Here is a 20,779-nt window from a genome sequence, read left to right on the forward strand (position 1 = left end):
TATTGAAGTCATAATGGCCGGTCCCAGCTCAGCAGGAGAACTCATGCCAGTCAGCTTTCTCTCGAACGATCAGCGCGAAAACTACGGCCGCTACGCCGGCACGCCATCGGCTCACGACCTTACCCGGTATTTCCACCTGGACGACACTGACCATGCGCTGATCGCGCAAAAGCGCGGTGCGCACAATCGGCTGGGCTTTGCCGTACAGCTCGGGACGGTGCGCTACCTGGGCACATTCCTGGAGGACCCGCTGGCAGTCCCCCAGCCCGTGCTGTGGACGCTGGCCAAGCAGCTGCACATCGATGCACTGGACAAAGCGAGCGCCTACAGTGCCGGCGAGCAGCGCTGGCAACATGCGACGGAAATTCGCGCGTCCTATGGCTACGTCGACTTCACGGAACCCCTGATTGCCTTCCGCCTGACCCGGTGGCTCTATGCCCTCTGCTGGACTGGCACCGATCGCCCGAGCGTGCTGTTCGAGCGCGCCACAACATGGCTGGTGACGCACAAGGTGCTGCTGCCGGGTTGTACGACGCTCGAACGGTACGTTGCGCGCCTGCGCAGCCGCGTCGAGGAGCGCTTATGGCGCTCGCTTGGAAGTGGGATCAGCCTGGAACAGCAAGCGCGCCTGGAAGGTTTGCTGGTCTCTTCTGGCGGCACTCGGAACTCGCCGCTTGATCGCCTGCGTACCAGGCCGGTGGTGGCCAGCAGCCGATCAATGAGCCTGGCGCTGATGCGACTCCACGCAGTCCGTGAGCTTGGCATCCGATTGCCAGCCGCCACGCGCATCCCGGCCACACGGATAGCGGCCCTGGCCCGGTTCGCCGGTGCAGCCAAGGCCAGCGCGATCCTGCGTCTGCCAGTGCTGCGCCGCTTGGCGACCCTGGTTGCGTTCGTGCACTGCCTCGAAGCATCGGCACAAGATGATGCACTGGAAGTGCTCGAAGTCATCCTGCGGGAGCTTTTCGGTGACGCGGTAAAGGCCGACAAAAAGTCGCGCCTTCGCTCGCTCAAGGACCTTGACGAAGCGGCGGCCACCCTCGCCAGGGCTTGCCAAATGCTGCTGGACGATACCGTGCCCGATTCCGAGCTGCGCAACCAGTTGTTCGCGCGGATTTCGCCGGACGCGCTCGCACTGGCCCTTGCCAGCGTCAACAAGCTTATTCGGCCGATCGACAATGTGTACTACCAGGAACTGGATGCCAAGTACAAGACCGTGCGCCGCTTCCTGCCCGCACTGGCCGAACATATCCACTTTAGCGCGAATGCCGCTGGAGAGCCGTTCATCGCCGCCTTTGCCTGGCTCCGCGCCAACATGACGGTGAAGAGACCCGACAACGATGCGCCACGCGAAATCATCACCAGGCCATGGCAACGGCATGTGCTGCGCGAGGGCGATGCCATCGATTTCCACGCCTACACCTTCTGTGTTTTGTCCGAACTGCGTATTGCGCTGCGCCGGCGCGACGTGTTCGTGGCCCCGAGCTGGCGGTACGCCGATCCGCGCGCCGGACTGCTCGATAGCGCTGAATGGGAATCCACGCGCCCGATCATTTGCCGCACATTGGGCCTGTCGCCGGCACCGGGGCCGACATTGACGGCCCTCGCCGATGAACTGGACCGCACCTACCAGGCTGTCGCCGCCAGGTTGCCCGACAATCCGGCCGTGCGGTTTGAGAAGGTTGGCGACAAACAAGAACTGGTGCTAAGTCCGCTGGACAAAATGGATGAGCCGGCGTCCTTGATCGCGCTGCGCGCGAAGGTCACAGGTATGCTACCGCGCGTCGATTTGCCGGAACTGATCCTGGAGATTGCCGCCCGCACCCGCTTTACGGATGCTTTCACCCACATATCGGAGCGCACCGCGCGCGCTTCCGATCTGCATGTGAGCATCTGCGCGGTGCTGATGGCCGAGGCGTGCAACACGGGACCGGAGCCTTTAATTCGCGGCGACGTACCGGCGCTCAAGCGCGACAGATTGTCCTGGGTGGACCAGAACTATCTGCGCGACGACACCATCACGGCGGCGAACACCATGCTGGTCGCCACGCAAGGCCGTTCGGCGCTGGCCAGCGTTTGGGGCGGCGGCGAGGTCGCGTCGGCCGACGGCATGCGGTTCGTGGTGCCGGTGCGGTCAGTGCATTCCGGGCCGAACCCGAAATACTTCGGCGTCGGGCGCGGTGTCACCTGGTACAACCTGATATCAAACCAGTTTTCCGGGCTGAACGATATCACGGTGCCGGGTACGCTGCGCGACAGCCTGGTTCTGCTGGCCGTCGTCCTGGAGCAGCAAACCGACCTACAGCCGACGCAGATCATGACGGACACGGGTGCCTACAGCGATGTGGTTTTCGGGTTGTTCCGCCTGCTTGGATACCGATTCAGTCCGCGCCTGGCCGACGTCGGCGGAACTCGTTTCTGGCGGATCGATGCGAAAGCCGACTACGGGTTGCTCAATTCTGTATCCGGACACAATATCAGCCTGCAAAAGATCGAGCCGCATTGGGATGACATGCTGCGACTGGCCGGCTCGCTCAAGCTTGGCCGGGTCCCGGCTGCCGGCATCATGCGCACGCTTCAGGTGGGCGAGCGCCCGACCCGGCTAGCCCAAGCCATCGCCGAGTTTGGCCGGATCGACAAAACCTTGCACACGCTAACCTACATCGATGACGAAGCCAAGCGTCGGGGCACGCTGACCCAACTCAACCGTGGCGAGGGGCGGCATAGCGTCGCCCGCGCCGTATTCCACGGCAAGCGCGGCGAGCTGCGGCAGCATTACCGCGAGGGCCAGGAAGACCAGCTCGGCGCGCTCGGTTTGGTGCTCAACATGATCGTGCTGTGGAACACGAGTTACATGGAGGCCGCATTGAACCAGCTGCGGGCGGACGGCTTCGAGGTGCGGGATGAGGATGTGGCCAGGCTGTCGCCGTTGGTGCATGAGCACATCAACATGCTGGGCCGGTATTCGTTCTCCGTGCCGGACTCGGTAGCTAAAGGAGAGCTGCGGCCGCTGCGCAACCCCGCGAGCGATGAATAGGCTGGTGGACCTGGTCCTTAACCCGGTTTTCCGTTCCACTGCACCTCAAACCCCTAAGACTGCACAGAGCGTCACAAGGCCGCAAACCGACGACGGCAAAGGTCCCTTAGCAGCCCTGTACTCTGCCTGCAACAGGCGTACAGGTGGATTGCGCGAGCGTTACGATAGTGACGCGCCGTCGGCCCATGGCAGACCTAATTTGAACCCGCTCTACGAGGTCCGCCGGTAAGCAACACCCTCGCAGTAGCGCTTCGCGGCATACCCTCGCGCATCAAGAACTCCTCAGCTCTCCTCAGACTTAATTCTTCTTTAATTCTTATCGCAGCACTGACATAAGCTGCATACGCATGATCACGCCTGTTGCACATAGGCTGTTCGGGCATTGTGGTAGGCCAATCTGATCGGTTCAACGTCTGCTTTTGGCCGAACTCGGCCCTTCGCTCAGGCAGTCAGTGTACGACGGATGTTGCCGTCTTGGAAAGCTGGACAGGGACGTAACCGCCACGTACTGTCAGGTTGAAGTAGGCCTTAACCTGACGTCAGGCCGGCACCTTTCTTCCGTCAGGTTAGGGTTATTGCTGACTTTTCCTGACGCCCGCGTCTCGGCGTCTCAGACTTCATCCTGACACCCCATCCTTAGCGTGCTTTATTTTCCGTTTTCTGAGGCGACCCCGTACTGCATCTCTGTCGCCGGCCTAACCTCTCTCAGCTGCAACACAATTTTACGGTCATGCTAACTGCACTCCGTAGCAATGTTATTTACTTAGCACATATTAAGTAAGAATTCAGAACACCCCCGGCGATCTCGCCGTGGAACACCGTAAGGGTCTGATTTGATAAGAGAAAAATTTCGTGAAACCTGTCGCGCTGCCGGCGGCAGGCCCGCGCTCGTGGCTTTCGCCTGGCGCTGGAGTCCAGCGTAACTCGCCGCTATGATGTCTGCAGTTCGATACGACCAGGCAACCGATACCCCATGCAGCTTTCTAGCCGCCTTCTTACGCAGCTGACCGTGGTGCTGCAACGTCCAGCACGCCCAGGCCAGTTTCCATCGTCGCTCTGGTCCGACATCCACGCGCAAGGCTGGGCGTACATGCACCAGCTCGAGGACCTGGTCGAGATCATGGATTATCGGATGGCCCAAGTACGCCTGCAGGAATTTGCGCAAGCGGCGGGCTGCGTGATCCGCCCGATGCGCGATCGGCCGCGCTTCAAGACTTCAAGCTGGTTTTCGATGGACATGATCGAGGCCGCCGATGTCGCCGGCTTGTGCATCTTCCTGGAGACGCTGGGCGTGAGCGTCGATTCGCAGCTCATGGTCGACGCCTTGTACGACCAGGTCGCCGGCAAGGACCGCCTCACGATTGCGGAGGGAGAGATTTACTGCTACAGCGAGCTCCGCCATAAAACCGAGCTTACGCTGCAAAGCAAAGAATCGGTTGACGCAGAGCCAGTCCAGAAGGATTGGCGTGGCGCCGCCGGCCACCGTTTTCACGCCCTTGTGCGCGACGGTCAGGTAACGTCGTTGACGGTCAAGGGACCGCACTGGCGCCAGAAAAACTTCGTCGAGATACATTGCAAGGTATGCGGCACCCGATACACCAAGGGTGATCCAGAGTCGACGCACAATCACCGCCGCAGACACGCCGAAGTGCAGCGCCTGTTGAAACCCTACCCGTCCGAGTCGATGCGCGAGCGGGCTGCCCGCGGCCCCCGGGGCGAGCGCGTCGATGTGAACGCTCCTCTCTGGATGCACCGTGAAGTAGGAAAGCGTGCGCTGCGTTTCAAAAGGGACTTCGGTTACGACTTCCTCCAGTGGCCCAGCGTGAGTACGCGAGCTCGGCTGAACCCGAACTATGTCGGCTACTTATTCGCCGATGCGGACGGCGCAATCGACGGTGCCTGTGCCTTCTATTGCGACAAGGGCGAGTGGCGTCTGGATTGGGCCTGGATCCGGCCAGAACGGCGTCGGCACGGCCTGCTGGCCGCACGCTGGCCACACTTCCTGGGCGAATTCGGCGACTTCTGGATCGAACACCCGATTTCGGACGACATGCGTGGCTTCATTGATCGGCACGCGACCAGTGAGCAGAAGCGCCTGATTCGCGTGCGCTACCCGGAAGGGTCGCCGATCAGCAATCTAGAGTGAAGAGCGCCGTGAGCACCTGTAGCCTTGCCACATAATATGTTGTCACGACACAATCTCCATGAGAAAATTGCAATATTTGCTCATGGCCACTATTGTGCCGGCAGGCTACCATTCAAGGAGTACTAAGATGGAGTGGATTCTCGGTGTTTTGTTTGTCTTAATAATTATTGCTGGTATCGTCGTTGGTCTCAATAACGAGAAAACGCTCGAAGCACTTAAAGCAAGCTTACAGTCCCGCACAGATTTCACTCTCTCCCAACATGTTGTTGGCTGTGATCTCAAGACTGGGATTGCGCTGGATGAATCGCGCGGCAAATTGTGCCTGATGACTCGCAGCGGCGATCAGTTCACGTTGCGTATGATCGAGATGCGCGACATCGTCAGTGCCGAGTTGTTCGAGGACGGTGATTCGGTGACGAAGACGATGCGGTCATCGCAGCTGGGTGGCGCCCTGATTGGCGGCCTTGCGTTCGGTGGCGTTGGCGCGCTTGTTGGAGGCCTCTCCGGCAAAACCAGGACCGCAACGAAGATCAAGCAGATCGCCTTGCGCATCGTCGCGAACGATCCTTCCTCGCCGCTGCACGACATCACGTTCATGAACACGGATCAGAAGAAAGATGGATTCGTGTACAGGGCAGCGATGCAGAACGCGCGTCACTGGCACGGGATCCTTGAGATTCTGATCAAGCGCGCTGACACCGAAATGAAGAGTAGCCAGCCGGCAGCGGCCATTCCGCAGGCTACGCCGGCGGCTGCATTGGACGGTTCGGTTGCGGACGAGCTGGAGAAGCTCGCGAGTCTTCGCACGGCCGGAATCCTGACCGACGACGAATTCAACACACAAAAAAGCAAGCTACTCGCGCGTGCGTGAGCATAGCTGCTAGAACGCCTGACAACATCAATGCCGCCGATCGCGGCGTCAAACACTGTCCCATTCTCTCTTAGGCGGCTGAGCTGGCCCAACGGCTGTAGTCACACGTATACGTTACCAACTCGACATTAGGGAATGTAATGTCGATTTGACAACATGGCAGCATCGCGGGAGGGAAGCGGAGCCGTTCCACTTCCCGCTGTGGGGTCAGGCCCTGGTGCCAGCCTGCCAGGCCTGGCGAATACCGGCTGGTCCATACGCGGCCGCCGAGATCGATCGGACCAGGCCGAGTTTCTCCTCGATCTGCTCGAGCGACGCATCGAGCGACGCTGAGATCCACTTCTCACCTGTCCAGGCTTCGAAGCGCAGGTCTGCGAGCTGGATCTCTTCGAAGGCGCCGAACCAGTTCGTCGGCTTGGCCCCGATCTCGACGCCGGCCCTGAGCATGTTCGCCACACCTGCAGGGCTAATGCGCGCGAGGCGGTGCACGGCCGGCCATGGGAGCAGGCGCGGATCGTCCCGATCGATCGCGAAGCGGAACACACCGATCATCTCGTGCAGCTCGGCCATGCTGGGGCGGCGTGGTCGTGTATTGCCCGGCATCTGGACCAGTTTGATAGCCGTGGGCTCGTACACGGGCTCAGCAGAGAACCAGAGCACTGGGCGCTCTTTCGGGGCAATCTTGGCACCATTTGGGCGCAGGGTCCCGGCCTCGCGGATCAGGGGCAGCTTGTGGCCGGCGGTGTAGTGCCACAGGCGGGCCGCTGCTACCTTGGCGAGCTCAACGCATTCGACCAGGATCTCGCAGCCCTTGCCGGTCAGGATGCGGCGGAAATCCGACCCGCCCGGTGCTTCAACCAGGTCGTCGTCCGTCAGGCCATGGGCCAGCGCCAGCCCTACGCCGGCGGGAGACGCCAAAGCGCTGGCCAGCGCGCTGACAGCGTCCACTGCAGGTGCAGCCCCATCGCTCATGTGGCCGCTCGGGGTCGTAATCGTCCATTTCCACATCGTTTGTTCCATTGAGTTCTCCTTAAATCGCGCAAACCGGGCTGACGGCTCCTTCTGGCTCGTCACCGACCCTCTACTGACGCTCCAGATCGGCTGGAGCACAAATATGACGGCATGTCAGCATGCGTGGAAGCATCAAAAATCTGACGTCTTCCGGGTCTCGGCTTTTGATAGTTCGGTTACGAACCGTAACCGTGTGTAATCGAATGATATCCTGCTGTTTCCGTTTGATAAGATACATTATCAAACATAAACATCGGTTCCTCGGTTGAAATGATCGTGGTCATATTTTTGGACCTAAAAATATGTCGGAGATGATCCGCTCGACCGGAACGCCCGGTCTTGAGGGCCGGGAAAGCACGTGAGTGCATTTAATGGCCGTCGACAGCCCTGAGGCGGTCGCATTTACTTGAATAAGGAGTCCCACATGCCCCGAGACGGTTCGATCACAACGGAATTCACCCACTTCCACTTCTGCTGCGGGATCGGTGGCGCCGCGAAAGGCTTCAACGCAGCTAACCCTCGGGTCGGTGGGCTCAAGGCTCGGTTCCGCTGTCTTGGTGGCGTCGACGTGTCGCCGTCTGCAGTGCGCGACTTCACGCGCCTGGTCGGCGTGCCGGGCACCGTGATGGATCTTTTCACTCGCGATCAATACACGGCTTTTCATGGCAGTGAACCTCCTCCAGGCTGGCGCGAAATGACCCCGGCCGATATTCGTCGCGCTGCAGGCAATGAGCGGCCGAACATCGTCTTTATTAGCAGTCCGTGCAAAGGAGCATCCGGCCTTCTGTCCGAGGCGCGAAGCCGCACGCCGAAATACCAGGCGCTCAACGAGCTGACGCTGCGCTGCATCTGGTTGATGGCTGAAGCCTGGGCGGACGACCCGGTCGACCTAATCGTGTTTGAAAATGTCCCCCGCCTGGCCAGCCGTGGCCGGCACCTGCTCGACCAGATCAACCAGGTTCTGCAGAGCTACGGCTATGCCGTTGCGGAAACAACACATGATTGTGGCGAGCTGGGCGGCCTTGCCCAGTCCCGCAAGCGCTTTCTCCTGGTCGCCCGCCATACCGAGAAAGTCCCGCCCTTCCTGTATGAGCCCGAAAAAAAGCGCCTGCGCGCCGTCGGCGACATCCTGGGCCGGATGCCGTTACCCGGAGATCCAGCGGCAGGGCCGATGCATCGCCTTCCCCGATTGCAGTTCAAGACCTGGGTCAGGCTGGCGTTCGTCGAGGCCGGCAGCGATTGGCGCAGCCTGAACCGCCTGGCGGTCGAGAACGGGCATCTGCGCGATTACCTGCTGGTGCCCGAGATGCGTCGAGGGACGCTGGGAGTGAATGGCTGGGGTCAGTCGACCGGCACCGTGACTACTCGCGGCCTGCCCATGAACGGGAATTTCTCGGTTGCGGACCCCCGGTTCGAACAGTCGGCGAAGTGGCGCGATGGCCAGGCATACGGAGTGCGCGGATGGGATGAGACCAGCGGTACGATCACGAGCCAGCAGTCACCCGGACAGGGATGCTTCGCCGTGGCTGATCCACGCCCAAGCAGCGCGGACCTGCAGGGCAACGTGTACAGGATCGTTCGACGCGGGGAACCCGACACCGGCCGCGCGATTGCTGACCCCCGCAGCGGCTTGAACATGCGGCGCCACCATGGCGACGCATATCTCACGGGTGGTCATTACGGAGTCGTGTCCTGGGACTCGCCGAGTGGTGCCGTGAGCGCCGCGGCTGGCCACGACAACGGACGCTGGTCGGTCGCTGATCCTCGCCCGCTGCCGGCGCCGGACCAGAAGACGGTTGCGATCATCCGTGCCCTGGACGGAACCTTCCATCGACCCTTCTCGACACTTGAGCTGGCCGCGCTGCAAAGCCTCATCGAGCCAGAGGAGTATCTGCTGCTCGACGGGTGCAACGATTCGGTCTGGCGCGAGCACGTGGGCAATCTCGTCCCTCCACATGCGGCCACCGCGATCGCGGAAGTCATGGGCACTACCCTACTCCTGGCCGATTCCGGCGAGACGTTCGTCCTGAGCGCCACACCGATCTGGGTGCGCAACGTGGCGCTGGCCCTGACCATGCCAGGTGAAGGTGGGGTGTGAGCGGAAGGCGGCCGATAACCGTCACGTTTGCAACCACGACCCGGTAGATCGTCCACACTCCTCACGCCTAGATGCGCCCCTCCTGGGGCGCTCACCAACCGTTGAGGAGAGATCCATGTTCGGTAACACCCAGCCGCCGGCGAATCCAGAGCCGGCCGAACCCCAGCCCACGAAGCCGATGTCGGTTCTCGGTGAGCAGGCCCAGTCATTTTTCTCGAGCTTTGGCGGGAAGGTCTCGGCCGCGTCCGCGCCCCGCCCCGTTCGTCCTGGCACGACGCTGCCCCCGCGGCCGGCGCCCTATGCACGCCCTGCACCTTCCACCCCGTCCTCGTTTGTCGAAACCAGCGCCGAGGCGGCGCGTCTTCGCGCGGAAGCTGAAGCGGCGGAAGCCGACTTCGTGGACGATTTCTTTGACGAGGGCGATGCTCCCAGCTGCTGAAACGACTATCTCAAGCCGCAATTCTGCAGCCCCAGCGCAGCTCGCGCCAGGAACTTCCACAGCCAGATCCCCCGGCCCGGAAACGACCAGAGGTCTCCCTGCAGAAGTGCTCAGCCAATGGAATTAGTCCGGCTATGAACATGGCCGCCATTTAGTGCTTGCACTGCAACCTTGAACGTCCGCTATCGACCCGAAGCAGACATTTGATACAGCGACAGTGAACAAGGTGATCGTAACGTACGATCTACTTACAAAGTCAAATACAAGCAAATAGCTGTCGATACAACCACGTCAAATGGACGCCGATGAAGCTGGCAGCGTCGGTTACGAGTGCGTAGTGCTCGCAGTTCTGACTAGTTTGATAATAGGATGTCTTTCTTCACGGGTACGTAGCGGTAGGGTACGCGGTCAACAGCCCTGCCGCAGCTTTCACGTGCGGCCGAGGCATCGAGCAAGACCCAGTTGCGGCGATGGGCTTCGCCAAGAACGCGTTTCTTCGTCAGATCGAAGCACTGTAGCGCTAGATTATCGGGGAGCAGCAGCACGCGATTCGGAGCTGAGCGAATCCAGCGCCAGGCATTCCATTCCTGCTGGGGTAGCGGTGCCAGGTAGCTGAAATGGACCAGGGGTCGGCTTGCAAACAACAGGAACTGTTCCTTGAACTCGAGCATGCCGACTTCCGCTTCAGGTGCAAGGCTCTGTTCGAGTTCTTGCATGACTGCGCGCGGCGTCCGGTGTGTGTTGAGGGAGGGCCACAGCCAGAAAGAAATGAACAGCCAGGTCAGCAAGCTGGCTAGGGCGAGCTGTTCGAACAAGGCGCGTTTGCGCAACAGCCAGACGATGCTGGACAGCGCCAATCCCAGTATCAGCAGACCTGGAGCCAGAGCGGCGATGGCGTCGGCGTAGTCGTCCGCTCGGTGATGCAGGCGATCCGGAGCAAACAGCGCCATCGCTGCCAGCAACATCAGCAGCAGGCCAACCACCGCGAGCGCTCCCCGTAACAGAAGAGACGCGGTGCGGCGCCCTTTCTCCGGCGCTTGTTCCCAGACGTAGGCGAGTGCCAGGGCAGACATTGGTAGCGCCGGCAGGATGTAGACCTCGCGCTTGCCAGGACTGATGGAAAAGAAGAGCAACACTAGCGCAACCCAACTCAGCAGTACGCGCAGTGCCACGCTGGACGGCCACAGCTTCCTGATGCTGCGGATCTGCAGCAGGAACAGCACGACCAGCGGAAACCACATGCTGGGCAGTGCAGTCGACAGGTAGTAGTGCCATGGCTTTATGTGATGCCATGCATTGGCATAGCGTTCAGCGGTTTGCCTGAGCAGAATGTTGTCGCGATAGGCCAATAGCTCCGGACTTTGGATGCGTTCGACCGCCACCCACATCGGCACCAGCCATAGCGCCAGCGTGCCCAGCATCAGGGTTGGTCCCCACCACGTGCGCATGCACCAGACCTGCTGCCCGGATGCGGTGACGGGGCGGCGCCAGATCGCCAGCGGTATCAGCATCAGCGCGGGAAGAAAACCGACGCCCTTGGTCACGATGCCCAGTGCCATCGCCACCCAGCTGGCGGCATACCAGCCCCAGGCTGGACCGAGCAGGAAGTGGCGGACCAGCCCGTAGCAGCCGAGTGTGATCCAGAAGCAGGCCACCGCATCGATTTGTGCGGCCTTGGCCTGCAGCAGGAACTGCGGCGTGAACGCGAGGACAAGCACTGCCGAACGGGCGACGTTCTCTCCCCACAAGCGGCGACCTAGGTCGAATACCAGCCACAGCGTGCCCAAGCCCGCCAGCGCACTGGGCAGCAGGAAAGCGATCTTCAGTTGTCCGGTGAGCTGGTAGAAAAGGGCGATCAGCCACATGAAGACTGGCGGCTTGTCCGGATAGAACTCGCCGCCGCGAGTTGGGAATAGCCACTGGCCCGATTCCACCATTTCTCGTGCGACTTGGGCAAAGCGCGGCTCGTCGGCAGGCCAGGGGTCCCGCAACCCGATGCCGGCGAACAGGGCAGCGATCAAGAGGGCAGCGATCCACGGCCACCAGTGTGCGTCTTGCCTAGCGCTCGGATTGTGCGGGAGTTGCATGCGTTTGTCCTCGGATGTCCTGTAGCCTCTGCTTGAAGCCATGATGGTAGAGATAGAGCACCATCGCCGTGGACAGCACCAGCATCAAAAGGCTGATCCAGATCTGCTGCTCGTCATGCAAGGCTAGGCCCGCGCCGGCAAAGCTGAACAGCAGCATTTGCGGCAGATAGCCCAGGAGGCTGCCCCAGAAAACCGCCGGTATGCTCAGTCCAGCCAGGGCAACCGCGATATTCGTCGCCAAATTGCTGCCGACCGGCATTAGACGCAGTGTGCAGATCCACAGCCAGGTATTCTCGCCGAGCAGTAGGCGGATGAAGGCGACGCGTTCGCCATGCCGCCGAAGCAGCCAATCCCTGCCGATATTGCGCACGTAATAGATCACCAACAGGGCGCCAAGTCCGGTCAGCGCAGTGCTCAGCAAAGCCCCTGTCAAGCCACCCATCAGGTAACCGCAACTGAATGCGAGCAGTTGGCGCGGGCCGCCGAGCGCGGTATATAGCACGCCGGTAAGCACGAAAACGGGCCAGGCAATCGCCCAATGTCGTTCGAACAACCGGTTCAGCAGGTCCAGCTCAGTGAATGATCCCCACCATTGGAAATGGAGGGAGGCAAAGCCTAGCGCGAGCAGGCAGGTCAGCAGCAGCGGCTTGAAGAGCAGCCTCAATTCAGTTTTCAATGCTGCACTTCCATGCGCTCGATCAGCGGCAGCTTGCTGCGCCGGATTAGCCAGCTGACCCCCCACATGTCGACGATGCCCACCCATAGCCGATTCCAGGCGGTGTATTTCGATACGCCGGCGGTACGGTGTCGATGGTGCACCGGAACGACTGTGATCACGCCGCCAAGGCGCTTGACCAGTGCCGGCACGAAGCGATGCATGTGGTCAAAGTACGGCAAGCAAAGCCAGGTTTCGCGCGGCAGTAGCTTGAGACCGCAGCCGGTATCGGGTACGCCATCGTCGAGTATGCTGCGGCGCACGGCATTAGCGATGCGTGACTGGATTTTTTTCCAACGCGTGTCGCGCCGATTCTTGCGGAAGCCCGCAATGCAGAAATGTGGGTGCTTATCTTCCATCGTCAGCCCCTGCGCCACTAGTGCCGGAATGTCGGCGGGGTCATTCTGACCGTCGCCGTCTATCGTGACGAGAAAACGCCCGCTAGCGTGGCGCGCAGCGGTCCAGAGAGCGGTGCTCTGTCCGGCACTGCGAGCATGGCGGATGAGTCGCCCCGGCATGCCCAACTGCTGGCATTGCTGCAGGAACACAGCGCTAGTATCGTCGTCGCTGCCATCGTCGACCAGCACTACCTCGTGAGAATGATGGCCAGCGAGGGCGCGATGAATCTCGTTGACCAGATGCCCTATATTATCGGCCTCGTCTTTCGCCGGAATCAGCACCGAGACTAGGAATGCTTGCTTACCCTTCTTTTCGTCATCCATGTTGTTCAATCGTCTTAAAGAAATCACAGGTATACATCTTGTGCGCTACTTCCTGCAGGGGCCACCATGCAGTTGCTGACGAGTAGGTTGGTAAACGCCAACTCAATAATTCTTAACGATCCAAAGATTTGTATTTTCTGGCCTGCCGCCCTTAGTAGAAAGGCGATATCAGGTAGACCCAGATCGCCCAGGACACTAGGATCCATGCCAGTACGACTTAAGCAATGCCATAGTTGCTTTTTGGCGTGCGTCTTTGCTTTGCCGTCTACTCATTGACCCGTCCCCCTGCACTCAGCAAGGACATATGAGGGAATAAGTCTGACAGCTACCCATATCAGGCATGGTAGCAGATTACATCGTCGAGGTAGCTCAATACCGGGGATGAAGTCCGGGATTAAATGGATGCGACTAAGTGCATAGGCGACGACCAGCACGCACAGCGCTTGGCAATCAGGGCGTCCATGGTTCTTTACAGGCGCACCAGAGCTGAACTATAAACAATGCAGCGTTAAGAATCTGTTAACTCACTATCGCAGCATGCTCCGCACTGGGCCAAAGTCACGCAGGCTAGTTGAATAAGGGTAACGAAACTGTCGGCACATCCAGATGCCTTGATAGATCAGCGCTGTAGCCGATTTCGGAACATAGTTTAAACGTGCATCAAGTGAGTTTCCTCTCCGTCTTAACAAGATCTATGCGAGAGTAGTCCGCTTTTGGCCGATAGCGGACTATCAGTGAGGCTCAGTGTACGAGCATGTTGCAGTCAGTGCATAGAAGAAAGCGGGGAGGACGATGACCACTCACCGCGCATGTGATCGTGAGCGTTGAGCTGGCAGCCGCATGCGCTTACAAGTTCTCGGCCGGCGGCGGGCCAGCCTGCCTGAATAGGTGGCGCAAGTCAGGATTCAGGAGGGCTTCGTCCATACTCGCGCTCAATGCGTCCTGCAGGGCCATGTGATCGAGCTTCGCGAGTTCGGAATTGACCCAGGTGCCGAACTCCTCCACCTCGGTCAGCAGCGCATTTAGCGCGCCCTCTTCCGCTGCCGTCGCCGGCGCCATCGCCCTCAGTACCATCGCCCAGGCCTTGGCCGTTTTCGCATGGTTCGCCAGGATCGGTCGTCGGTTCTGCATGAAATGCAGCTTAAACTCGTCGTGTAAAGGCAGCTGCATGTCCGTGGCCTGGCGCCACAACCGCAAGGACGCCTGTAGGAATCCGGGATCGATCTAGCAGCCGGGTGCGAAGGCGCTACTGGCGCTTACCAGTTCCACCAGGTCCCCGATATCCTCGGACAAAATTGCGATAGCACAGGCAGTAATCGGTGCAAGCACCATCACTTCGTATCCCGCGCCGGCACCCAGTCGCACGTCGTTGCCCACATTGAGCCGCAGAAGGGCCAGCGCCTCGTCCTCGTCGAAACAGTCCCCGAGCCAGTTCGCCAGTGCGTCCTCGACCGCGGCCAGGTCGGGGCATGGGCGTGAACAGATGGCGTGGACGCTTGAGGGTAGCGCCGGCACCGGAGCGTGGTTGCAGTCGATCGCCGTACGTTGCAACCACGGATGCATGGCGTCGCTATGCTGCTCGCATTGTTCACATTCCTACGCGAGCCACGACATGGATAAACACCGCTTCCAGACCTTCCTGCTGACGCGCCTCGTTCAGCGCAACGACTACCCATCCACTAAGGCACTGCTCGCCGCCATCGTCGCCGCCTGCGAGATCCCGGAAACCTCGTGGAGAGCCAGGAAGGATGCGTTCAACGAATTGCAGGAGAAGGCGCCGCTCCGGGAGAGCAGCAACCTGGTCATCGGCCACAGCGACATCCCTGGGCACCTGGAGCGTGAATGGGGCGAATTCTCGGTCTTCTCCAACATGACTCGCGGGGTCTCGAACGAGATGCAGCTCGAAGAGATCACGCGCACCAAATTCTGGCTGACCGACGAGCAGATGGGATACGGCCGGTATGGGCGCCCGCTGGAAGAGTCCGCGCCGGCGCCCGACGAAGACGACGATACCGATGCGGATTCGACACCCCGCATGTGAGCGGTGCACCTGGCTATGATTGACATCGCACCGGGAAGAACGATAATCGCACCATGAAGACCCCACCTGCCACCCTCATCATCGGGGATTACCCTCAGCTGGCGCTGCTAGCCTGGAGTCGCAAGCCGACCGACGTGATCACCGGCGAGGAAGCGTTCGCCCTCTACGAGGCCAACTGGCGCATGGTCGACCAGGAGAAGCTTGGCGAGGCCGAGCTCGAGCTGATCGAAGGCTTGACGCAGGTGTACGGCGGCGGAGTCATGAATGTATAAGCGGGACCACCACAATCGCATTCAGCGAATTCTGTCTGCGCTCGACGCCGACTTTCTGGCGCAGAACGGGTGCTTCTTCGGCGGCGGCACCGCCATCGTCCTGGCGCTGGACGAATACAGGGAGTCGGTCGATATCGACTTCCTCTGCGCGTCCCAGGACGGGTACCGCGAGCTGCGCAACACGGTCGACAACGCCACCCTCGGCGCCATGTTCTCGCAGCCCGTGGAGCTCGTGCGCGAGGTGCGCGCCGATCGCTACGGGATCCGCACCTACATCCGCATCGACGATGTGCCGGTGAAGTTCGAGGTCGTGAGCGAAGGCCGGATCCAGATCGAGGGCGCGCTCGACCCGCGCACCGGAGTGCCCACCCTTTCCCGCGTCGACATGTACGCCGAAAAGCTGCTGGCCAACGCTGACCGGTACCGCGACAAGGGCGTGGCCAGTCGCGACATTATCGACCTGTCGATGATGGTCGGCCACTGGGGCGCGGTACCCGAGGCCGCGTGGGAGAAGGTGCGCAAGGCTTACGGGGCGTCTGCGGAGCGCGCCTACCATGGCGCTGTGGAGATGGTCAGCGACCGCGCCTATCTGGCGCAGTGCCTGGCGAAGATGCACATGGCGCCGGAGCTCGCGGACCAGATCCCTGCGGTGCTGCGTGGCGAAGCGACGTTCACGCCGGCGGCGCCGGCCGCCATTGCACCACGTGGCGCTGCGATTGCCGGCGCTGCGCAAAGCCTGCGCGGCGTCTACGGGCGAGCACTCGCAACGCCGGCACGGCCCCAGCTTGAAGAAGAGGACCGCGAAGAGCCAGACGGGGAACGTCCGCCACCATAGCTGGCGCTGCTCGGCTGCCGATCACCACTTCGATGGGATGTCGATGCCCTTGCTGGCCAGAAGAGCGCGAGCTTCGTCGATGAGGATCTGCGGGCCGCCGCGCTCGAACACGCTGGCGCGGAACGTGTCGGAATTCTGGCCATCGTAGGGGAAGTCCGGAAACTTGGCCAGGCGTTCTTTCGCCTCGGGCACCGACACCTCGTAAAACGTTGTGAGCCACTCCAAGACATGAGGCTCCCTGATCGCATGTAGCGGCACGAAAGTCACGACGATGGCGGCCGTCCACGTGCTGAAGAACACCCGGATCGGGAAGTCCAGCTGGCAGTGACGGACTCCGTTTTCGAAGTATCGGATGTTCTGGAGCGCGCCCTCGGCCGAATAGCTGATCATCCAAGCAAACGGAATCCTCGGCCGCTCCTTCGAATGCGGTTCTGCCAGGCGCTGCATGATCTTCTCCGGCACCTCACTGGGCAGGACGTGCTGGTGGTCGCCATCCATCGTGTTCCTTTCTACGTCGTATGTTGTCCAGCCATTATCGGTGGTCGACCAGGCGTCTCGCAACGATCCGGGCGCGCCGGGTACCGAGAACAGAGGCCTGCAACCACGCCGATCCGGCTCCGGTAGGCTTCTGGAATTGTCATCCAGGAGCACCCCATGTTCGACCGTAATCTCTCCCCAGCCGAGTACAAGGCCATTTCCTCCGCGCGCGCTGACCTGGTGCGCGAGCTGCTGATCGAGGCGCTGCAGCACCACCTGCCCAACGGGTACGTGCTGAACACGGATCCCGCGCTCATGGCCGGCAACGCGCTGCTGGCAGTGCGGCCGCCGTATGTCCCCGAGGGCATGAAGATGATCAGCTTCATCCACGGCATCAACTATCGCTCGGCCATGAAGGACGACAGCGTCGTCTATCGCACCACGGTGGAGTGGATCCGTGCGTGCGGTAGCGCGAAGAGCGCGACCTACTGGGAGACCGATCGGGCGTTCGGTAAAGACGGGGTCATGGAGCAGCGCGGCGTCGATCCGAACGACCTGCTGGCATCGGTGCGCATGCTGGCCGCCGAGGTGTGCTCGTCCGCGCCCTTCACGGCCTTCGAGTGGCGTCCCTGCCCGCACGACCGAGGTGGGAAGTGGGAGCTCTTCGATGGCGTCAGGAAGCTGCAGTCGGTGTGGAAGTCAGGAAGCCGGTTCGGCACCTTGATGGGCACCTGCCCGACCACCTTAAAGGCGGCGAAGGCGGAGGCGGAGCAGGCGGCGCGCCTCATGCTGCGCTCGGAGCACCAGGAGCGCCTAGCCGGCCTGGGTGCAGGACCGGGCGCTGTTGCGGAAGAAATTGACGAACTGGATTGTCAGGAGCGCCCAGGCGGCCCGGCGGCTTGATTACGCGACGGACCAGCGTGGCTGAATGCGATGGAGCTATGGTGAGACCGGCCTCATCCCGGCGTCGCTCAAGTAGCGGTTTAGATCCCGGCATAGCTTGCAGTACTGGTAGAAGACGCCGCTGTGGAAAGAAAGGGTCTGCGTTCTCCCAATATGCGCTGCTACTTGCGCGGTCGATACGAAATGCGGGCAATCGTCGATTTGCGTGAGCAGCCGAACGTGGTCGGCGTCCAGGAAGCGCAGTTGCGCGAACAACTTTTGAATGCTGGTCGAGCTACGCTCAATGTAGTGTGCCAGATAGCTCATCCACGGGACTGGTTGTTGCAATACGCCGCCTGATGCTTGATGCAATAAATGCACTATCGGAGAGGGCGCCTGAGGAGCCAGCCTGGAGAAGGCAGCTTCCACATCGGATAACGAGAGCGTGTTGAGATCGAGAGGCACCTGTGCGGCTGCAGAAATCTCTCGCAACTGTGCAACACAGTCGCCAACGATTCGCTGCGTGCGCATCTCGACGTAAGGCTGCAGCGCATCGCGATCGGATTGTTCCTGGATGTGCACGACGATCAAATAAAACACGTAGCTGGCGATGACCGAGGCCAGTATGGCTTCGAAAATTACACCGATTTCGTAGATCCCGTCGATCGTGCTCGGAATCCGGTTGAGCCCGAATATCTTCACGACCAGCAGAAGCAGGGAAGCGAACGCCAGAATATTTGCGGTGGGCGACGCAGTGCGGATCAAGTTCCAGAGGCGCATTAGTCTAATTCCTCACCTGGTCACGCCTGAACCGGGGCTTCAGCAACCATCGTGAATACGCCGTCGCCCGTGTCTTTCCAGCGCGTAGCCTGGTTCCAGACCTCGAGATCGCTCAGTCGGCCAAGTTCTTCCACGGCCGCGCGCTCGTCGATCCGCTCGGCGCGCTGAATGCCCTGGCGAGCCATCTCCAGCAGGCGCGGCGGCAGACCGATCGTCCGTTGGGCGCGGACAATGCGCGTGTCGGCGTCGACCAGGACCATCAGCAGGTCGTTGGTGTCGGCCTCGTGGGCGGCCCAGGTGCGCATAATCGGCGCCGCGTCGAGGAACGGCACGCAGATCGGCCACACCTGGGTTTCGTTCACCTTCAGCTGGATCAGGAGTGCACCAGCAGGCATGGCGGTCGAGCGTCGCAGGGCCACCGCCTCAGGCGGAGACTTGATGCAGGCGATGTCGTCGTCGGTGACTTCGGGCAGGCTGACGATCACGATGGGGATCGGGTGCGCCAGCGTCATCGCCACCGTCAGCTGGCCAGGCGGCAGGGCTGGAAACGGCGACGGCTCGCCAACGGAGATGGCTCGGAATTGCGGGTTCGGGTTGTCGGTCATTGGGAATTCCAGGGTTGATATTCGGGCGGCCGCACGCACGGCTACAGGCCAGGGCGCTCAAGATCCTCATGGTCCGCGGTCGGATCAGTCAGCTCGCTGGCGCCGGTTGAGTGCAACACGCCTGAGTAGACACCGTCAAGGCGCGAGCGCAGTCGGCCGATCGAAACAGCATGCCGCTGCGGCGATCCGGAAAGGGATGCGTGCACGGGCGTCGGGTCGTCATTATCCGCGATCGCGCGCTTGCTCGGGGCGCTGGCGGCCACGTCGCGACGAAGGCTTCGGGTGATTTCTTCGACGTCCTTGCGCAGCGTGGCAGCTGTGAAGCCATGCTCTGCCGGCCGCAGCTTGGCCAGCAAGCCCCAGGGCGACATCCGCGCCGGCGCCGCCGGCGCCATGACGAGGTTGTTGAGTATGACCTTCGGCGCGCCGAGTCCGTGCGCACCTTCCAGGTACCCGCGTGCCATCTCCTCCACTGTTCCATGGAAGCGCTGCATGTCGGCCGCATAGTCCGCGCTTTGCAGGTAGGCGCGATACTCCTTCGGCTGCGCGCGCTTGAGTGCCGTGCTGGCGCCGGCGAGCGCCTCGGTGATCGCCAGCGAAAACGCTGCGTCATCCGAATCCAGTCGTTCAGGCGTGCGCTCGAGCACGGCGCGAACGCGCTGCAGCGTGTCACGGGAGTCGTGGTGCCCCTCAGACTCGGGCAGCGCCATCTCGGCCTCACGAACCTTGGTGACCCGGTCGAGCACCTCCAGGGCTGCCGGAATGCCGTCCTTACGCGCCAGGGTCAACACCGCATAGGCATCGGCGGAAGACTCGTTGAACCTGACGGCAAACTCGTAGGCCATCGGCGCGGTCGACTGGGCTACATGGTTCATCAACGCAGGCCCCAGACGGCAGTGCATGCTTTCGTGGATCAGGACGAAGGCGCGCATACCCGGCGTATCCGCCATTGTGGCCAGGCGCGGGTTGGTGCGGGAATAGTCGGTCCGGATGCCCTCGATCCTGCACATCTCGTCGGGCTCAAGGAAAGCGAGTGGGCCTTCGTCGGGCAGCTTCTCCGGATCGATCATCACGATGCGCGAGGACGTCGGCGAGCGGCCGGCGGACAGGTAGCGAGCGGAGAGGTCCTGCACCGACCGCATGGCGGCAGCGATGCGCGTTTTCTCGGCGGCCATGACCTCCTCGGCGGTCAACACGGTCGGCGGGGCCGGTGGTGGTGCCGCTTGCGCTGACGCTGGTGCCGCAACTGCAGCGACCTGGGCGGCCACGAGCGTCGCGCCGGCCAGGCGGGCGAAGCGGGCGAAGTAGTCTGGGCGCACATCCGCCGGCGGCGCTACTACCTCCAGGTTGCCCGCGCCCGCCAGGAACGCCTGGAGACGGCTGAGCTGCCCGCTCATAGCGATCGCGCCGGCTCGATGGCGTAGTCGCGGACGAAGCCCAGCGGCCCTGTCTCGACAACGAACACGCTGGCCAGGTCGCGCGCCAGCGCATCGGCTACCCTGGCGCGCGCCTCACTGTTGAGAATAAGCAGCTCGCGGCCGTCGGCGGTGTAAATGCGTCCCTCCTGCGCATGGAAGGTCGTCGCCGCGGCCAGGGGTGGAATACTGAGCATCGCACCCGGCTTGTTCTGGGCGAATACCGCAGTCGCGTAGATCGGTGGCTGGGTGGGCGTTGTCATTGGTGGGACAAAAGGGTTGGTGAGCTATAAATTCTACAACGTGGCTATAAAACGTCACAGCTTTCCTTGTGAGACTTGGGCCC

General features: G+C 61.5%; 20 protein-coding genes. 9 read left to right on the forward strand and 11 right to left on the reverse strand.

What is annotated here, in order from left to right; translation table 11 throughout:
• Window positions 1-43 precede the first annotated feature (43 nt).
• From AB3347_RS24085 to AB3347_RS24095, 3 genes are all read left to right on the forward strand, one after another.
• On the forward strand, window positions 44-3,037 hold the full coding sequence (locus AB3347_RS24085) for a Tn3 family transposase (protein WP_369094250.1): 2,994 nt from the start codon (window positions 44-46) through the stop codon (window positions 3,035-3,037).
• A 973-nt stretch (window positions 3,038-4,010) separates the two neighbouring features.
• The gene (locus AB3347_RS24090; protein ID WP_369094251.1) at window positions 4,011-5,183 is read left to right on the forward strand and encodes a C2H2-type zinc finger protein; all 1,173 of its coding nucleotides are present in this window, start codon (window positions 4,011-4,013) and stop codon (window positions 5,181-5,183) included.
• A gap of 127 nt (window positions 5,184-5,310) precedes the next feature.
• Complete coding sequence (locus tag AB3347_RS24095) at window positions 5,311-6,054, forward strand: SHOCT domain-containing protein (protein ID WP_369094252.1); 744 nt, start codon at window positions 5,311-5,313, stop codon at window positions 6,052-6,054.
• A gap of 207 nt (window positions 6,055-6,261) precedes the next feature.
• On the opposite strand, the gene AB3347_RS24100 is transcribed toward AB3347_RS24095, so the two are convergent.
• Complete coding sequence (locus AB3347_RS24100) at window positions 6,262-7,074, reverse strand: hypothetical protein (RefSeq protein ID WP_369094253.1); 813 nt, start codon at window positions 7,072-7,074, stop codon at window positions 6,262-6,264.
• A 415-nt stretch (window positions 7,075-7,489) separates the two neighbouring features.
• On the opposite strand from AB3347_RS24100, the gene AB3347_RS24105 reads away from it, so the two are divergent.
• Both AB3347_RS24105 and AB3347_RS24110 read left to right on the forward strand, forming a co-directional pair.
• Window positions 7,490-9,163: a DNA cytosine methyltransferase gene (locus tag AB3347_RS24105; protein WP_369094254.1), complete on the forward strand. Its 1,674-nt coding sequence runs from the start codon at window positions 7,490-7,492 to the stop codon at window positions 9,161-9,163.
• A gap of 115 nt (window positions 9,164-9,278) precedes the next feature.
• Entirely contained in the window at window positions 9,279-9,602 is a 324-nt protein-coding gene (locus AB3347_RS24110; RefSeq protein WP_369094255.1) for a hypothetical protein, read from the forward strand.
• A 353-nt stretch (window positions 9,603-9,955) separates the two neighbouring features.
• Here AB3347_RS24110 and AB3347_RS24115 read toward each other — a convergent pair whose 3' ends face one another.
• The 5 genes from AB3347_RS24115 to AB3347_RS24135 form a co-directional block, all read right to left on the reverse strand.
• Window positions 9,956-11,689 (reverse strand): glycosyltransferase family 39 protein, encoded by a 1,734-nt coding sequence (locus tag AB3347_RS24115; RefSeq protein ID WP_051997066.1) that lies wholly within the window; start codon window positions 11,687-11,689, stop codon window positions 9,956-9,958.
• Window positions 11,661-12,365 carry a TVP38/TMEM64 family protein gene (locus AB3347_RS24120; RefSeq protein ID WP_036217195.1) on the reverse strand — a complete coding sequence of 235 codons (705 nt, stop codon included), beginning with the start codon at window positions 12,363-12,365 and terminating at the stop codon, window positions 11,661-11,663. The genes AB3347_RS24115 and AB3347_RS24120 overlap by 29 nt, the downstream gene beginning before the upstream one ends.
• Window positions 12,362-13,126 carry a glycosyltransferase family 2 protein gene (locus AB3347_RS24125; protein ID WP_036217193.1) on the reverse strand — a complete coding sequence of 255 codons (765 nt, stop codon included), beginning with the start codon at window positions 13,124-13,126 and terminating at the stop codon, window positions 12,362-12,364. The genes AB3347_RS24120 and AB3347_RS24125 overlap by 4 nt, the downstream gene beginning before the upstream one ends.
• Window positions 13,127-13,972: 846 nt before the next feature.
• A complete protein-coding gene (locus tag AB3347_RS24130) occupies window positions 13,973-14,296 on the reverse strand; it encodes a hypothetical protein (protein WP_369094256.1) in 324 nt (107 codons plus the stop codon).
• 54 nt (window positions 14,297-14,350) lie between these two features.
• Window positions 14,351-14,689 (reverse strand): hypothetical protein, encoded by a 339-nt coding sequence (locus AB3347_RS24135; protein WP_369094257.1) that lies wholly within the window; start codon window positions 14,687-14,689, stop codon window positions 14,351-14,353.
• A gap of 49 nt (window positions 14,690-14,738) precedes the next feature.
• On the opposite strand from AB3347_RS24135, the gene AB3347_RS24140 reads away from it, so the two are divergent.
• Genes AB3347_RS24140 through AB3347_RS24150 form a run of 3 tightly spaced genes read left to right on the forward strand, consistent with a single transcriptional unit; the run spans window position 14,739 to window position 16,274 of the window.
• Window positions 14,739-15,167 (forward strand): hypothetical protein, encoded by a 429-nt coding sequence (locus AB3347_RS24140; RefSeq protein WP_369094258.1) that lies wholly within the window; start codon window positions 14,739-14,741, stop codon window positions 15,165-15,167.
• Between the two features lie 53 nt (window positions 15,168-15,220).
• A complete protein-coding gene (locus tag AB3347_RS24145; protein ID WP_027867855.1) occupies window positions 15,221-15,439 on the forward strand; it encodes a hypothetical protein in 219 nt (72 codons plus the stop codon).
• Window positions 15,432-16,274 (forward strand): nucleotidyl transferase AbiEii/AbiGii toxin family protein, encoded by an 843-nt coding sequence (locus AB3347_RS24150; protein WP_369094259.1) that lies wholly within the window; start codon window positions 15,432-15,434, stop codon window positions 16,272-16,274. The genes AB3347_RS24145 and AB3347_RS24150 overlap by 8 nt, the downstream gene beginning before the upstream one ends.
• Before the next feature lie 21 nt (window positions 16,275-16,295).
• Here AB3347_RS24150 and AB3347_RS24155 read toward each other — a convergent pair whose 3' ends face one another.
• Window positions 16,296-16,772, reverse strand: a complete 477-nt coding sequence (locus tag AB3347_RS24155; protein WP_369094260.1) for a hypothetical protein — start codon at window positions 16,770-16,772, stop codon at window positions 16,296-16,298.
• 156 nt (window positions 16,773-16,928) lie between these two features.
• On the opposite strand from AB3347_RS24155, the gene AB3347_RS24160 reads away from it, so the two are divergent.
• Window positions 16,929-17,654 carry a hypothetical protein gene (locus tag AB3347_RS24160; RefSeq protein ID WP_369094261.1) on the forward strand — a complete coding sequence of 242 codons (726 nt, stop codon included), beginning with the start codon at window positions 16,929-16,931 and terminating at the stop codon, window positions 17,652-17,654.
• A 36-nt stretch (window positions 17,655-17,690) separates the two neighbouring features.
• Here the strand turns inward: AB3347_RS24160 and AB3347_RS24165 are convergent, their stop codons facing one another.
• From AB3347_RS24165 to AB3347_RS24180, 4 genes are read right to left on the reverse strand one after another with little or no spacing between them, the layout of a single operon-like run.
• On the reverse strand, window positions 17,691-18,413 hold the full coding sequence (locus tag AB3347_RS24165) for a hypothetical protein (RefSeq protein WP_369094262.1): 723 nt from the start codon (window positions 18,411-18,413) through the stop codon (window positions 17,691-17,693).
• A 20-nt stretch (window positions 18,414-18,433) separates the two neighbouring features.
• Entirely contained in the window at window positions 18,434-19,018 is a 585-nt protein-coding gene (locus AB3347_RS24170) for a hypothetical protein (RefSeq protein WP_369094263.1), read from the reverse strand.
• Window positions 19,019-19,059: 41 nt separating this feature from the next.
• Window positions 19,060-20,415 (reverse strand): hypothetical protein, encoded by a 1,356-nt coding sequence (locus AB3347_RS24175; RefSeq protein WP_369094264.1) that lies wholly within the window; start codon window positions 20,413-20,415, stop codon window positions 19,060-19,062.
• Window positions 20,412-20,696, reverse strand: a complete 285-nt coding sequence (locus AB3347_RS24180; protein ID WP_369094265.1) for a hypothetical protein — start codon at window positions 20,694-20,696, stop codon at window positions 20,412-20,414. Before AB3347_RS24180 ends, AB3347_RS24175 begins: the two co-directional genes overlap by 4 nt.
• Window positions 20,697-20,779 lie beyond the last annotated feature (83 nt).

Source organism: Massilia sp. X63 (genome assembly GCF_041023745.1).
Taxonomy (GTDB): Bacteria; Pseudomonadota; Gammaproteobacteria; order Burkholderiales; family Burkholderiaceae_D; genus Telluria.

Coding starts and splice junctions, on each gene's coding strand:
- AB3347_RS24085 (WP_369094250.1), top strand. CDS start 44: ATGCCAGTCAGCTTTCTCTCGAACGATCAGCGCGAAAACTACGGCCGC.
- AB3347_RS24130 (WP_369094256.1), bottom strand. CDS start 14,296: ATGCAGCTGCCTTTACACGACGAGTTTAAGCTGCATTTCATGCAGAAC.
- AB3347_RS24175 (WP_369094264.1), bottom strand. CDS start 20,415: ATGAGCGGGCAGCTCAGCCGTCTCCAGGCGTTCCTGGCGGGCGCGGGC.
- AB3347_RS24180 (WP_369094265.1), bottom strand. CDS start 20,696: ATGACAACGCCCACCCAGCCACCGATCTACGCGACTGCGGTATTCGCC.
- AB3347_RS24160 (WP_369094261.1), top strand. CDS start 16,929: ATGTTCGACCGTAATCTCTCCCCAGCCGAGTACAAGGCCATTTCCTCC.
- AB3347_RS24090 (WP_369094251.1), top strand. CDS start 4,011: ATGCAGCTTTCTAGCCGCCTTCTTACGCAGCTGACCGTGGTGCTGCAA.
- AB3347_RS24115 (WP_051997066.1), bottom strand. CDS start 11,689: ATGCAACTCCCGCACAATCCGAGCGCTAGGCAAGACGCACACTGGTGG.
- AB3347_RS24100 (WP_369094253.1), bottom strand. CDS start 7,074: ATGGAACAAACGATGTGGAAATGGACGATTACGACCCCGAGCGGCCAC.
- AB3347_RS24145 (WP_027867855.1), top strand. CDS start 15,221: ATGAAGACCCCACCTGCCACCCTCATCATCGGGGATTACCCTCAGCTG.
- AB3347_RS24150 (WP_369094259.1), top strand. CDS start 15,432: ATGTATAAGCGGGACCACCACAATCGCATTCAGCGAATTCTGTCTGCG.
- AB3347_RS24110 (WP_369094255.1), top strand. CDS start 9,279: ATGTTCGGTAACACCCAGCCGCCGGCGAATCCAGAGCCGGCCGAACCC.
- AB3347_RS24165 (WP_369094262.1), bottom strand. CDS start 18,413: ATGCGCCTCTGGAACTTGATCCGCACTGCGTCGCCCACCGCAAATATT.
- AB3347_RS24140 (WP_369094258.1), top strand. CDS start 14,739: ATGGATAAACACCGCTTCCAGACCTTCCTGCTGACGCGCCTCGTTCAG.
- AB3347_RS24135 (WP_369094257.1), bottom strand. CDS start 14,689: ATGCATCCGTGGTTGCAACGTACGGCGATCGACTGCAACCACGCTCCG.
- AB3347_RS24170 (WP_369094263.1), bottom strand. CDS start 19,018: ATGACCGACAACCCGAACCCGCAATTCCGAGCCATCTCCGTTGGCGAG.
- AB3347_RS24105 (WP_369094254.1), top strand. CDS start 7,490: ATGCCCCGAGACGGTTCGATCACAACGGAATTCACCCACTTCCACTTC.
- AB3347_RS24095 (WP_369094252.1), top strand. CDS start 5,311: ATGGAGTGGATTCTCGGTGTTTTGTTTGTCTTAATAATTATTGCTGGT.
- AB3347_RS24125 (WP_036217193.1), bottom strand. CDS start 13,126: ATGGATGACGAAAAGAAGGGTAAGCAAGCATTCCTAGTCTCGGTGCTG.
- AB3347_RS24155 (WP_369094260.1), bottom strand. CDS start 16,772: ATGGATGGCGACCACCAGCACGTCCTGCCCAGTGAGGTGCCGGAGAAG.